11 protein-coding genes are annotated in these 13,120 nt (G+C 64.8%); 5 read left to right on the top strand and 6 right to left on the bottom strand.

Going from position 1 to position 13,120, the window contains the following annotated elements; genetic code table 11:
* Positions 1-75: 75 nt before the first annotated feature.
* On the top strand, positions 76-693 hold the full coding sequence (locus tag NLY43_RS05915; protein ID WP_023712508.1) for a TetR/AcrR family transcriptional regulator: 618 nt from the start codon (positions 76-78) through the stop codon (positions 691-693).
* 9 nt (positions 694-702) lie between these two features.
* Here the strand turns inward: NLY43_RS05915 and NLY43_RS05910 are convergent, their stop codons facing one another.
* Positions 703-2,799, bottom strand: a complete 2,097-nt coding sequence (locus tag NLY43_RS05910; RefSeq protein ID WP_023705137.1) for an alpha/beta fold hydrolase — start codon at positions 2,797-2,799, stop codon at positions 703-705.
* 134 nt (positions 2,800-2,933) lie between these two features.
* On the opposite strand from NLY43_RS05910, the gene NLY43_RS05905 reads away from it, so the two are divergent.
* The gene (locus NLY43_RS05905) at positions 2,934-3,296 is read left to right on the top strand and encodes a hypothetical protein (protein ID WP_023685480.1); all 363 of its coding nucleotides are present in this window, start codon (positions 2,934-2,936) and stop codon (positions 3,294-3,296) included.
* A 24-nt stretch (positions 3,297-3,320) separates the two neighbouring features.
* Here the strand turns inward: NLY43_RS05905 and NLY43_RS05900 are convergent, their stop codons facing one another.
* The 3 genes from NLY43_RS05900 to NLY43_RS05890 all read right to left on the bottom strand — a co-directional run bounded on the left by NLY43_RS05900 (position 3,321) and on the right by NLY43_RS05890 (position 7,670).
* Complete coding sequence (locus tag NLY43_RS05900; protein WP_023685481.1) at positions 3,321-3,629, bottom strand: hypothetical protein; 309 nt, start codon at positions 3,627-3,629, stop codon at positions 3,321-3,323.
* A 14-nt stretch (positions 3,630-3,643) separates the two neighbouring features.
* Positions 3,644-6,193 (bottom strand): caspase family protein, encoded by a 2,550-nt coding sequence (locus tag NLY43_RS05895; protein WP_023712509.1) that lies wholly within the window; start codon positions 6,191-6,193, stop codon positions 3,644-3,646.
* Between the two features lie 241 nt (positions 6,194-6,434).
* Entirely contained in the window at positions 6,435-7,670 is a 1,236-nt protein-coding gene (locus NLY43_RS05890) for an ROK family protein (protein ID WP_023712510.1), read from the bottom strand.
* Positions 7,671-7,836: 166 nt separating this feature from the next.
* On the opposite strand from NLY43_RS05890, the gene NLY43_RS05885 reads away from it, so the two are divergent.
* From NLY43_RS05885 to NLY43_RS05875, 3 genes are all read left to right on the top strand, one after another.
* Positions 7,837-8,493 (top strand): SGNH/GDSL hydrolase family protein, encoded by a 657-nt coding sequence (locus NLY43_RS05885; RefSeq protein ID WP_245269856.1) that lies wholly within the window; start codon positions 7,837-7,839, stop codon positions 8,491-8,493.
* Positions 8,494-8,651: 158 nt separating this feature from the next.
* Complete coding sequence (locus tag NLY43_RS05880; protein ID WP_032996900.1) at positions 8,652-9,797, top strand: sugar ABC transporter substrate-binding protein; 1,146 nt, start codon at positions 8,652-8,654, stop codon at positions 9,795-9,797.
* Between the two features lie 71 nt (positions 9,798-9,868).
* Positions 9,869-11,731 carry an ATP-binding cassette domain-containing protein gene (locus NLY43_RS05875; protein ID WP_084561193.1) on the top strand — a complete coding sequence of 621 codons (1,863 nt, stop codon included), beginning with the start codon at positions 9,869-9,871 and terminating at the stop codon, positions 11,729-11,731.
* 18 nt (positions 11,732-11,749) lie between these two features.
* Here NLY43_RS05875 and NLY43_RS05870 read toward each other — a convergent pair whose 3' ends face one another.
* Both NLY43_RS05870 and NLY43_RS05865 read right to left on the bottom strand, forming a co-directional pair.
* On the bottom strand, positions 11,750-12,754 hold the full coding sequence (locus NLY43_RS05870) for a zinc-dependent alcohol dehydrogenase family protein (RefSeq protein ID WP_023712514.1): 1,005 nt from the start codon (positions 12,752-12,754) through the stop codon (positions 11,750-11,752).
* A 48-nt stretch (positions 12,755-12,802) separates the two neighbouring features.
* Positions 12,803-13,075, bottom strand: a complete 273-nt coding sequence (locus NLY43_RS05865) for a hypothetical protein (RefSeq protein WP_023712515.1) — start codon at positions 13,073-13,075, stop codon at positions 12,803-12,805.
* Between the last annotated feature and the right edge of the window lie 45 nt (positions 13,076-13,120).

The raw sequence follows: 13,120 nt of genomic DNA, 5'->3' as shown, positions 1-13,120 counted from the left end.
AGGCGCCTCCGTTTATCTAGCTGGGGGCTTACCCCTTTGGGTTCAATCCCCCATATATCGACAGTGGAGAAAAAATTGACCGAGCAGTCGCAAGCAATTGCCGACGAGAAGCGCGAAGCCGCAGCGCCAAGGCCGCTGCGCGCCGATGCGCAGCGCAACCGCGACCGGCTGGTCGAGGTCGCGGCAGCGGCCTTTGCCGAGCACGGCGTCGATGCCTCGCTGGAGGAGATCGCGCGCCAGGCGGGCGTCGGTATCGGCACGCTCTACCGGCATTTTCCAACCCGCGAGCATCTGGTCGAAGTGGTCTATCGGCGTGAAGTCGAGGCGCTCTGCGCGGCTGCCGATGACCTCGCCAGCCACCATTCGGCCGATGTGGCGCTGGAGCAATGGATGCAGCGCTTCGTCGACTACATCGCCACCAAGCGCGGCCTGGCGGCCAGCCTGCGCATCCTGTTCAACACGAATTCCGCCGTGTTCTCCGACATGTCGGGCCGGGTGTCGCTGGCCTTGCGGCAACTGGTCGAGGCGGCAGTGGCCGAAGGCTCGATCCGCAGCGACGTCGACGCCTCCGATGTGCTGCATGCACTCGGCGGCATCTACTCGGCCCCCGACACCAAGGACTGGCGCGACCGCTCGCGCCGGCTGGTCAAGCTGCTGATGGACGGGCTGCGGTTCGGGGCAGGGAAGAGGTGACCTAGCGGCTCAAGCCGAACCATCGACCGCATAGAACGGAAACGCGCCGGGCAGCCCGCTTGCCGCCATTTCGCCACGCTTCTCGAACCGCAGGCCGGAGCCGACCACGAGATCGCGCACCGTCCTTGATGCGATGATTTCGCCCGGCCGCGCATGGTCAAGCAGACGCGATGACAGTTCGATCGCCGCGCCTGAAAATTGATGGCCCCGCTGCTCGCACTCGCCGATATGCACCGCCGAGCGGACCTCGACACCGGATTGCCGCAAGCGATCGCGGATGGCGATCGCGCACTGGATCGACCGCGTTGGCCGCTGGAACACCGCGAGCACCTTGCCGTCCGATCGCCTGATCTCTCTGCCTTCGGCCGCGAGGAGTTCGCCACGGAGCGCTTCGGCGTGCCGCTCGGCCGGGTCGATGCCGAAAGGCGAGCCCGTCATATCGAGGGACAGCACCGACACAAGCAGCCGTTCGCCTGGGGCCGCCGGCAAGGCGCCGGTGACGAAAGCCTGGATCTCGTCGACGATCCGATCGGAATTCTCGCCCCAGATGACGTGGTCGCGGCCGGCGAACTCAATGTATCGGGCGCCCTCGATGTGCGTCGCCAGGTAACGTCCTTCTTCCCGCTTCACCCAGCCGTCGCCAGTCGTCTGCATGATCAGTGTCGGAACATGGACAGCAGGCAGAATGTCGCGAACATCGATTTCGGCTCCCCAGCGCCACAGGGCGATCGCGTCGGCGGGCGAGGCAGAATTCCTGAGATAGGCGGCGAACCATTCTGTCTCGAACGTGTCGCTCATCAGACTGGGCGCCGCGTTGCTCATATCCGCCGCCGCTCCCCATTCTTTCTCGACGATCGCCAGATCCTCTTCCACCTGCTCGCTTGTCTTCGCCCACGGATAGTCTTGTGACCACCTGCCGCGGGCGTAGGCCCCATTGAGCACGAGTGCCGCTGTGCGCTCGGGATAGGTCGCCGCGAACAGCATGCACATCGGGCCGCCCTCGGAGCTGCCGAAAAGCACCGTGCGCTTTGAGCCAACCGCATCCAGCACTGCCCGCACATCTTCCATCCGCTCTTCCAGGGTCGGCAGACCGACATTGCGGTCCGAGAGCCCGGTGCCGCGCTTGTCCATGCGGATTAGGCGCGAGAAAGTGCCGAGCCGCCGGTGCACATGCGAAAGCCGCGGCGAGCCCCAGGCGTGGTCGAGGTTGGAGACCCATCCCGGCACATGGATCAGGTCGACCGGACCGTCGCCGGTCACCTGATACGCGATGTTGATCCCGGCCGATTTGACATAGTGGGTCGGGGGGGCTGCGAGTTCGTGGCTGAAGCCGGTAGCGTCATCCGCATCAGTCGTGGGTGGCCGTGCCGGCGCCATTGTGCGGCGTGTGCGCAGCGTCTCGAACAATTGCCGCGTCTCCGGCTCCGGCTGCAGCTTGAGATCGCGTAGAAGCGCGGTGCGGCAGTGCTCATATTGCTTCAGCGCGAGATTGGTCCTGCCTTGCGCCGCATAGGCGCGCATCAGGGCACGGTGGACATCCTCCCTCAACGGGTCCATGGCCAGCAGGCGCGCCGCCGCGCGCACGCATGCGGCAGGATCGTTCGTCGCTGCATAATGCGCGACGAGCCTGTCGAGCGCCGCGACGGCCAGTGCCCGCAGCCGCTCGCGTTCGATCCTCAGCCAGTCCTCGAATGGCTCCTCCTTCAGGCCGAAGCCGTCGAGCAGGTCGCCGCGGTAGACATTGAGCGCCAGTTCGAGGTCTTCGGGTGCCGGGCTGGCGACCAGCGCCTCGAACCGCGCGACGTCGAAATCAAGGCCGTCGAGATGCAGAGCGACGCTGTTGCCATCGGTGAGGAAGCGGCCGCCGCCGCACGTCTGCATGGCCTTCCTGACAGACGATACCGCTTGCCGCAGGCTCATTCGCGCCTGCGCCTCGCTGTTGATGCCCCAGAGCAGGGTCGCCAGCTTCTCGCGCGACTGCGAATGCCCCGACTGCAGCGCGAGATAGGCGACCATCGCACGCGCCTTGCGGCTGATGGCTGGAACCGTGGCCCCGACGCCGGCAAAGTCGAAACCACCCAGCAGGTGAAGATAAGGTCCGGTCATCGGATCCGCCACGGTCACAGCGCGACGACGATCCGCTCAAGCTCACTCCATTTCAACACTTATTCCGCCGCCGAGGCGCTTTTCACGATTCCATCACGCAGGTTCCCACGCGTTGCTCACGGCGCTTGAGGAGATTGTTCGCACTGGATCTCTTTTCGCAGGAGGATACCGTGCATCACCCTGGCCCGACCGAGTGGCCCATCTGGCATGACGACCCCGGGCGCGACCGGCAGGAGCTTGGCGCACCATCGCGTCACGATATTGCGCTGGCCCGCTATCTCGAAACACAACAGGCCCATCGGGCATTGGCGGCTCGCAGACTCGATCCGGCGGCGGTCGTGGCCTCTGCACTGGCAGCGTTCGTCCGCTGCCTTTTCCGTGCAGCGCTGCGCCGAATTGTCCGCTGGCCAACCGATGCCGCGACAGGGATGGACGATTTCGGCTTGACGTTGTCCAAGGCTCATGCGGATCTTAGCAAGACCCTTTGGGGCCGCTGAGTGCAGCGCCCTTGGTCGACGATCTCATCCCCAACCGCCGCCGCCGCCGCCAGCCCCACCGCCGCCTCCGCTGCCGCCGAGAGAAGGAATCACGGGCGGCTTTTGCGGGATCTCCTCGGCCGGCTTCACCACTTTGCCGGTGGTCGCCTTCTTGTATCTGACCACCTTTGGCTGAGGTGCTACGCGAACCACCTTGCGATGTTTCACCGGCGGTGCCGGCTCAAACATCGGCGACACCGAGGTGCAGCCCATGAGCCCGGCCAGAACGCCGGATAGAATTATCCCGATGAATGCCTGCCCGATGAATGTCTGCTTGAATGCCTTGCCCACCATGGCCTCCTTATTGTTCAGAACAAATCCCGACGCGGATTGGCTTCTTCCCAGACCCCCCGGGCCGCATTGACCAGTTGCGTGTCCAGCGAACCGGACGCGGGAATCTTCGACTTGAGCTCTCGACGCAGGGCGTCCAAAGCTGCCGTTTTCGGCTTGGTGCCGAACTGCGCCAGGCCCTTTTTGGCGTCCGGCAGCTCCTTGCGCAGATCGAGCGCGACGGCGAATGCCAGGAAGCGCACCGCGACAGCCTGATCGGCCTTGTCGCCTTTCGCCATTTCAAGCGCCGCGCGATCATAGGCGCTCGACGGATCGCCGCGCGTGGTCGCCAGTTCGAACAGCCTTTGCGCTTCCGCCGGGTCCTGGCGCACACCGGCGCCGTCCCTGTACATGCGGGCGAGGCTGCCCGGAGCGTAGGGCTGGCCAAGATCGGTGGCCTGCTGGAACAACGCCTGCGCCGTCTTCGGATCCTTGTCGATGCCCTGGCCGGCCAGGTAATTGCGGCCGAGCAGGTTCATCGAATACATGTCCTGGCGCTGCACCCCCGCTTGCAGGAAGGCGACGGCGCGGGCCGGATCGGCAGGCACGCCGTTGCGGCCCTCGGTGAAGATGGCGGCAAGATCGTTCATGGCATAGGTGTGCCCCATGGCCGCCGCCTTGAGCAGCAGGTCGAGGCCCTTGGCCGTATCGCGGTTGACGCCATAGCCATTGAACAGCGCGCGTCCCCACGAGGTCATGCCGTAAGGATCGCCCTTGTCTGCGGCAGCCTTGTAGAGAGCGTTGGCCTGGGTGCGGTCTATGGTCGTTCCGGTTCCGGTTGCGTTGAGATAGCCGAGTTCGAAGACGGCGCGCACATGGCCTTTCTTGGCGGCGTCCTCGATGGCTGTCCTGGCCTCTCTAACCTGGCCTGCCGCAAGCAGGGCGCGGCCGAGCTCGTAGTGGAAGCGGGCGACGTCTGGATAGGTTTTCACGGCCGCCTCGCAGGCTGCCACCGCACCGGCGCCGATCTCGTTCGGCAGCAGGCCGGGCACCACCCCTTGCAGGTCGAGAGGCTCGCCGGCGGCGGTATCGCAGGCATCGACCGTCGGCGACAGCTTCATTGTCGCGGGCTTAGCCGAGCTGCTGTCGGCCCGGATTTCGAAGCCGACCTCGACCGGCGCGCCGGCGCCGATCTGCGGCTCGTAACGGAGATGGTCGACTTCACCGGCCAGAAGGCTGGATTGCGGCGACAAGGTTCGATCAGGCAATGACAGCGTTCCCGTTGCCGGATACCCCGAGACCTTCAGGCTGACCGCCGGATCGTCGGTGGGGAAATCCAGATTGAGCGCGACCGGGCCGACGCCGACGGGAATATCAAGCTTGCGGTTCTCGATTGCTTCGGCAGCGCCGGTGATGTGGATGCCGCGCTCCAGCACCTGCTGCTTCTGCTCGGCCTCGAGCGAAGCCATGATCTGCTGACCCGCCGCACCTTCGCCGCTCTTGACGCGGAACACCAATATGCCCTGGCTCCCGCCGCCCCAATTGTCATGCGTGGCATAGGCCAGCATATCCACCTCGTCCTGCGTGGCGGCCCCTTTGGGGACATCCATTTGCAGGCGCGGCAGGTCCTTGCCGGCGATCGGTTCGCCCACCGCGACGTCTTTGCCGTCCAGCACCAGACGGCCCATTGCCGGCGGACGTTCGATGCTGACGCTGATAGCGCCGCCATCGACATCGACCGGCTCCGGCAGGCCGAGAGCGACAGGACCGACCCCCGAGAGCACTACCTTCTCCAGCACTGGCGGCAGCGAAGGCCGGTTGTTGCGGCGCACCAGCACCACGTCATCGATCAGCGAGGAATTTTCCCAGGGCACCTGCATGCCGTTGGTGGCCTGCACGACATCGCGGCGCACCGCCGACATGACCGTGCGGATCTCCTGGTTCGGCGCCAGCGCGCGCCGCGAAAAGGCCGATGAAAACGGGCTGAGGTCGCCGCTGCCGTCATAGGCGACCGCGCCTGGTTCGGTGGCGAAGGCAATCAGCGTGTTGAGCGAGCTTCGCACCTGCGCCAGCCCGGTATTGCCGGCGGTGACAAGCTGGTCGCGCAGCCAGTAATTGTTGCGCGGGAAGGGGTTGTTGCGGCAGGCATCGAGGATGATCACCTGGATCTTCGACTTCGAGCGCAGCTGCTCCAGCACGTCATTGAGCTTAATGGCCTGGACCTCGATATCGGCCGCCTTCTTCAACGAGGCGTCGACCGGTATTAGGAAATTCTCGCCGCCGATCTGAAAGCCGTGCCCGGAATAGTAGACGACGGCGAGATCGGCGCCGTCGGCGGCGGCCAGATAGTCCCGGAACTGGCGTTCGAACTGCTGCTTGGTGAGATTCTCGGCGACGAAAACCTCGAACCCCGCCAGCCGGAACGTGGCCGATACGTCCTGGGCATCCTTGGCCGGGTTCTTCAGCGCCGGGGTGTCGCGATAATCGGAATTGCCGATGACGAGCGCGACCCTTCGATCGGCGAAGGCCTCGAAGCTTGTGAGGCCGGCAAGGATGAAGGCCGCGATGAATCCGCAAAGTCGGAGCATGACAAAACTCCTGGTCGCGGCCTGACGCCGAGAACACCGCTTGCGGCATCAAGGTCCGTTGAGAGTATGCAACCTGCCACAGCATAAAGTGAAAGGCCCGTCACCGCCAGACCATGGCAGGCGATTTCTTTCGGCGTTGACCAACCGCAGAGTGCAAGTAGCACGCGCTTCACGAGCAGGTATGTGACAAGTCTCACAGTTCGCTGTTTTGGGGAAATGCCTGGTGCCGGCGGCTGCGCGCCTATTCCTTGAAGAGCAATTCCTTGTCGTTCGAATATTTCACCAGCAGCGGAATGCTGGCGCCGCCGATAACGGGGCCGAGATGGCCAAACGTCCCCTCGATGACGGAGAACGGCTCGGGGCGATCGACAAGGATCCGTGCCAGCTTTCTGCGCATGGCCTTGGCGATCTCCTTGCGCACGCCATTCGGTATGGCGCCATCGATCACCACATTGTCGATGTCGAGCAAGGCAACGGCACTGCGGGCGGCATAGGCAAGCCCGTCCGAAACCTCATCGATCCACGCGGTGAGCGGCTCTCCAAGGTCGCCCCAATCGTCGGGCGACGACCAGATGCGGCCGGCGCCCTCGTCCCCATTGTCCTGGTCGTTGAGCTTGCCGGCCAGCGAATGCAGCGAAGCGACGCGCAGCAACGGGGTCATCCGGTCGCCCTTGCGCCCCGGCGCGGGCACCGGCATGTCGCCCAGCGCCCCGGCCAGCTTGTTGCGGCCGGGGAACAAGTGATGATCGAGCACCAGGCCGCCGCCGATGAAGTGCCCGACATAGGCATAGAGAAAGTCGGCGCGCGATCCGCCGGCGCCAAACATCAGTTCGGCCGCGGCCGACACCGTGGCGTCGTTGTAGAGGAACACCGGCCAGTCGAACGCCCGGTCCAGTTCGGCGCGAATGTCGATTTCCCTCCAGGCATCCAGCCTGCTCGCCGGCACCGCGCCCTCTTCGCTCAGGTTCCACTGATGGAATGGCGAGGCGATGCCAAGACCCGCGATGCGGTCTTGCTCTATCGATCTGTGCTTGCGGCACATGCGCGCGATGGCGCCCTTGGCGAATTTCATCACCTCGACGGGCGTCGGGTAGTCGAACAGTGTGCGTTCGAACGCCATCACGTCGCCGACGAAATTGACCAGGGCGACATCGGCGCTGCGATGGTCGACCTTGAGGCCGAAGGCGTACGCGGCTTTCGGGTTCAACGCATAGGGAACCGAGGGTTGCCCCAGCCGTCCGCGCAAAGGCTCCAGGCGCAGCAGCAGCTTGTTGTCGGCGGCGCGGTTGACGATGGTGGTGATGGTTTGCGCGGCCAGCCCGGTCAGCCGCGTCAAATCGGTCTTGGCCAGCTGCCCGTGCCGGCGGATGAGCGAGACGATCAGGCGTTCGTTGTAGATGCGGCTCTCGGCCTGCGTGGTTCCGCCGCTGCGGCCCTCGGCGATCTTTTCGAGACTGAAGAAGCTGGTTCCGGTCACGCTTTCCCCTGCGCAAGGAGTTTGGCCGCAAGGCGAGCCGATCAAAGCGCTGACGTAGCAATGCGGGCATGGCAAGGCAACACTTAAATCCACCCGATGGAAAAATGTAGTTGACGCCGGCCGGCCTGCTGTCGTTCAAAGTATGCAGGCCTGGAGGAGCAATGCCGTGACGCAGACCCGGACCATCATGTGCTTTGGCGATTCCAATACCTATGGCGCCATTCCCACCCTGGCCCGGGTCGGACGGCACCGCTTCACGCCCGACCGGCGCTGGCCGGGCATCATGCGCCGCCAGCTCGGCAGCGGATGGGATGTGATCGAAGAAGGGCAGGGCGGGCGCACCACCGTGCACGACGATCCGATCGAAGGTCTCCACAAGAACGGGCTCAAATCGCTCCCAGTGTGCCTGGAAACGCATATGCCGCTCGACCTCGTTGTCCTTATGCTCGGCACCAACGATCTCAAGCATAGGTTCTCGGTAACGCCGAATGATGTCGCTGATTCTATTGAGATCTTGGCCAGAATTGTGCTGCGCAGCGAAGCTGGCCCCGCAGGCGTGGCGCCCGCGGTCCTGATTGTTGCGCCGCCGCCGATGCTGGAGGTCGACTGGTTCGGCCAGATGTTCCTGGGCGGCGCTTCAAAGTCGATGCACTTTGCCGGCCTGTTCCGCGATGCGGCCCGGCGCGCCGGCGCCGCCTTCTTCAACGCCGGCGACGTCGTCGAATCGAGCGCGGTAGACGGCATTCACCTCGACAGCGACGCGCATCGCGTGCTCGGCACGGAATTGGCCAAAGCCGTCCAGTCGCTGATCGCCAAGGCGTGATCGCGTGGGCGAGTCACCCGACTATCTCTGATTAATTAATTCCACTGGAAAAACTTTTGACTTGCAAGTGGGAAGGTGGGTATCTGGGGAGACTGGGAAGAGTAGCGACCGCGAGGCTTACGAAGCGCGGCAACAATCAACGACAGGGAGGAAGTAAAATGCGATCTGACAGGAACATGATGCTGGCGACGCTGCTCGGCGTTGCCGCTGTGCTCGCGGGCGGTACCGTCCTGGCAAGCGCGCAGGACGGCCCGGCCGGGCTCACCAAGCCGGCGGTATTTGCGCCGTTCGACCCGAAGGCGCCGGCCTGCAGCCCACCGCCCGGCCTGAGCAAGGTGCTGGCCTTCGCGCAGGACAACGAGCGTGAATTCATGCAGGGCGTCGACCGCGGCCTGGCCGCCGCCGCCAAGGATCGCAGCCTGGAATATCGCCGCGCGCTTGCCAACAATGACGCCGCCAAGGGGGTCGAGCAGGTGCAATTGTTTCTCGCCTCCAAGATCGGCGGTCTGGTCGCAGCCCCCGTGGACCCGGCCTCGATGAGCCGCAGCCTGCAGGAGCTTATCTGGTCGGGCGCCTATGTCGGCACCATCGTGCCGCCGCCGGCGACGTCGCTGCTCAACGCGCCGCAATACGAGACCGGCAAGGTGCTGGCCGAAGCGGCCGCGGCCTACATAAAGGACAAGCTCGGCGGCAAGGCCAATGTCGTCATCCTGTCGCATGACAGCATGGAATTCCTGGCGCCGCGCTTTGCCGCCATGCGCGACATCTTCAAGGCTATGCCAGGCGTCACCATCGTCGCCGACATCTCGCCCAATCCCGTCAACAAGGAAGGCGGCTTTGCCACGATGAGCACTATTCTCCAGGCCCATCCCGACGTCGATGTCGTGCTCGGCGCCGACACCGTCGTGCTCGGCGCGCTGGCTGCGCTGGAAGCGGCGGGCAAGGCGCGGCCGGACCAGTTCCTTGGCGGCATCGACGGCGAGCCGGAGGCGGTCGCCGCGATCAAGAAAGGCGGCAGTCCCTACAAGGCAAGCATCAGCCTGGCGTCGCCGGTCTTCGCTTATGCCATGGGCCAGCACGCCGCCGACTGGCTGGAGGGCAAGAGCATCCCGCAGGCGATGGATATCCTCCCCGTGGCGCTGACCAGCGACTACATGGCCCAATACGAGGCCGACGTGGCCGATCCGGCCGCGGTCTACAAGGACCCGAAGCGCCGCGACATCTATCTCAGGATGTACGGCAACATCTGCTACGATACGCGCGACCAGTATGTGAATTTCCCCTGGTCATCCGAGGCAAAGTAGCGCCTGTTTTTCCCGCGCGATACGGGCGGGTCAGCCTGACCTGAAACCGCCCGCTTCAGTCAGAGGCAAGCATGAGCACAGACAGCCTTCGAACGGGGACGACACCGCTGCAAACGGGCCGGTTTTCATCCTTGCTGCCGGGCGTCAAGGCACCGGGCGAAGCGTCTGGCCGCATCGGGCTGGCGCTGGTCGCGCTGGGCTTGATCGTCGCCTTCTCGCTGTTGAACAAATCGTTCTTCAGCCTCGACAATTTCGTCGTCATCGGCGTCAACTCGACCTCGATCTTGATCGCCGTGCTCGGCACCTCCGCGCTGCTGATCGCCGGCTATGTCGACCTCTCCATCGGCAGCATGGTCGCCTTGATCGGCATCATCACCGCCAAGGTTGCGGTGGCGACGCAGAGTGCGCTGCTGGCGATCTGCGTCGGCCTGGGTCTCGGCCTTTTGCTCGGTCTGCTCAACGGCCTGCTGGTGCGCAGGCTGAGCATCTCGCCGCTGATCGTCACGCTGGCGATGCTGGCGCTCTATGGCGGCCTTGCCTTCGTCGTCTCCAGCACCGCGGTCTATGGTTTTCCCGAGGCTCTGCTCGAATTGGGGCGGGGCAAGATCTTCGGCATCCAGTACACCGTAATCATCGCCGCATCTGTCTTTGTGACCGGAGCCTTTGTCCTGACCACCACGGTCACCGGCTTGAGGCTCTATGCCATAGGCGGGGACCCACGCGCGGCCGAACTCTGCGGCATTCCGGTGGGGCGCACGGTGGTTGGCCTCTACGCCGCCAATGGCTTGCTGATCGGCCTGGTCTCGGTTCTGATCGCCGGTCGTCTCGGCAGCATCACGCCGACCATCGGCGTTCGCTTCGAGCTCGACGTGCTCACCGCCGCGATCCTCGGCGGCGTTGCGTTTTCCGGCGGCTCCGGACGGCCGCTCGGCATCGCCATCGGCGTTGCCACCATCGGCATCCTCAATGCAGGACTGATCTTCGTCGGCCTGCAATCATGGTGGCAATCCATTTCGGTGGGAAGCATGCTGTTGCTGGCGTTGGTGGCCGACCAGGCTGCGATCGGTTTTCGCGGCCGGCGCGCTCGGGCGGCCGCGACCAACTTCACGGTGGCGGACAATGGTGCCGTCGCCTCGGCCGGCCCTGCCGTGACGGCGGGCAATGCAGAAGCCCCGCAAGGTCCGGCATTCTCGATTGCCGGCGCCCGCAAATCCTACGGCGCGCTGACGGCCGTGGAAGAGGCGAGCTTCACGGTCGGCAAAGGCGAGATCGTCTGTCTGCTCGGCGACAATGGCGCCGGCAAGTCGACGCTGGTAAAGATTATTTCGGGCGCCATCCAGCCCGATGCCGGCGCGATGACCCTTGAGAGCCAGCCGATTTCCTTCAGGAGCCCGCAGGATGCACGCGGCGCCGGCCTGGAGACGGTCTACCAGGATTTGGCGCTCTGCCCAAACCTCAGCGTCGCCCACAACATGATCCTCGGGCGTGAGGAAACGCGGCGTTGGCTCGGTGTCTTCCCGGTTCGCGACGACCGAAAGGCCGCCGAGCAGTGTCGTGCCCGGCTTGCCGCGCTGGGCGTCACGCTTCGCGACGAAAACGTTCTGGTGCGCTCGCTGTCGGGCGGCCAGCGGCAGTCCATCGCCATTGCCCGCGCGCTTGCCGATCACGTCAAGCTGATCTGCCTCGACGAGCCTACCGCCGCGCTCGGCGTCAAGCAGACCGCGCAGGTCGTCAAGCTGATCCGTTCGATCGCCCTCAGCGGCACCGGCGTCATCCTGGTCACGCACGACCTGTCCACAGTGCGGGCGCTGGCCGACAGGATCGTGGTGCTCAGCCTCGGCCGAGTGGCCTACGACGGCTCGGCCAGACAGCTGACGGCCGATCAACTCTGGGGCCTGATGGCAAGCGGGACGCTGGCGCCGGCCGCTGGGTAGGAATGCCGATCGCAGGGTCTAAAGCTCGAGGCAGATCTTGCCGAAATGCCTTTGCGCTTCGTAATGCCTGAAGGCGGCGGCGATATCCTGCAGTGGAAAGCTGCTGTCGATGACTGGCTTCAGGCGGTTGACCTCTATGGCACGGATCATGTCCTGCTGGTCGGCTTTGCTGCCGATGGAAATTCCGCTGATGCGGATCTGGTTCGAAAACAGCGCCGGGATCGAAACTTCTGCTGCAAAGCCGGTCAGGACGCCGATGAGTGCGATATGCCCGCCCGTCCGGCAGGCCGTTATCGACTGCGCCAGCGTCGCCGGTCCGCCGACCTCGATCACATGATCGACGCCGCGTCCGTCCGTCAGTTCCTTGGCCCTGCCGCCCCACTCCGGCACCGCCTTGTAGTTGATGACGCTGTCGGCCCCGAGTCGTCTGAGCTTCTCCAGCTTCTCTTCATCGGACGACGTGGCGATGACCCTTGCGCCGGCGGCCTTGGCAAATTGCAGCGCAAACAATGACACGCTGCCGGTGCCAAGGATCAGCACCGTGTCGCCGGGCTTTACCTTGCCGCATGTCACCAGGCCGCGCCAGGCGGTGACGCCCGTGCAGGTCAGCGTTGCCGCCTCGAGATGCGTATAGCCCGCCGGCGCCTTGGTGAAGGCCTGCGCCGGCATGCACACATACTCGCTGGCGAAGCCGTCGAAACTGTCTCCGGGAATGTCGCGGCTTGTATCGGATCTCATGTCGCCGGCCAGCCACCAGGGGTAGAAAACACTGACGACGCTGTCGCCCGGCTTGAACGTGTCGACGCCGTCACCGATCGCGATCACCTCGCCGGCGCCATCCGACAGCGGCACGCGGCCTTCGGCGAGCGGCACCTTGCCTTGTACGGCGAAATCGTCGCGCATGTTCAGCGCGCAGGCGCGAATCCTGACCAGCATTTCTCCCCGCCCAGGCCGGGGCTGATCCTCCTCGACCAGGTCGAGCTTGTCCAACCCGCCCGGCGCTCTCAGCCTGACCAGCTTCATAGTCTCTCTCCGACGTAAAGAGCGTTAGCATGGCGGCGGCGGTCCAGCCTATCGCCGGACCGGCCGGCCGGAAATCACGCGCAGCCAAGGCGCCAGATGGACGGCGCTCATCAAGAGATACATCAGCGGCATGCCGGTGAACGGGGAGGCATCGGCCCCCAGGCACGACATGACGCCGTCGCCAGCGTGAATGCAGGTAAGCAGCGCCATCACGGCGAAAACAGGGGCCGCGGCGAGGCACAGCCAGTCGGCGGTGCGGAGAGAAACTGCATCGGAGCGTTGAGGGACCTCACTGCCGGTGCCTGTGCCGATATCGCTCATGGTCGTAATCCCTTGATGATCAATGGCCGAGTTTCCTGTCCCGTG

It is taken from the genome of Mesorhizobium sp. C416B, assembly GCF_030323165.1.
Taxonomy (GTDB): Bacteria; Pseudomonadota; Alphaproteobacteria; order Rhizobiales; family Rhizobiaceae; genus Mesorhizobium.
Note: the sequence above shows the minus strand (reverse complement) of the source record. Positions and strands in the feature narration are given on the sequence as shown.

Bases quoted from the DNA above. Each gene is read 5' to 3' on its own strand.
- NLY43_RS05910 (WP_023705137.1), bottom strand. From the start codon at position 2,799: ATGACCGGACCTTATCTTCACCTGCTGGGTGGTTTCGACTTTGCCGGC.
- NLY43_RS05900 (WP_023685481.1), bottom strand. From the start codon at position 3,629: ATGGTGGGCAAGGCATTCAAGCAGACATTCATCGGGCAGGCATTCATC.
- NLY43_RS05895 (WP_023712509.1), bottom strand. From the start codon at position 6,193: ATGCTCCGACTTTGCGGATTCATCGCGGCCTTCATCCTTGCCGGCCTC.
- NLY43_RS05880 (WP_032996900.1), top strand. From the start codon at position 8,652: ATGCGATCTGACAGGAACATGATGCTGGCGACGCTGCTCGGCGTTGCC.
- NLY43_RS05875 (WP_084561193.1), top strand. From the start codon at position 9,869: ATGAGCACAGACAGCCTTCGAACGGGGACGACACCGCTGCAAACGGGC.
- NLY43_RS05870 (WP_023712514.1), bottom strand. From the start codon at position 12,754: ATGAAGCTGGTCAGGCTGAGAGCGCCGGGCGGGTTGGACAAGCTCGAC.
- NLY43_RS05865 (WP_023712515.1), bottom strand. From the start codon at position 13,075: ATGAGCGATATCGGCACAGGCACCGGCAGTGAGGTCCCTCAACGCTCC.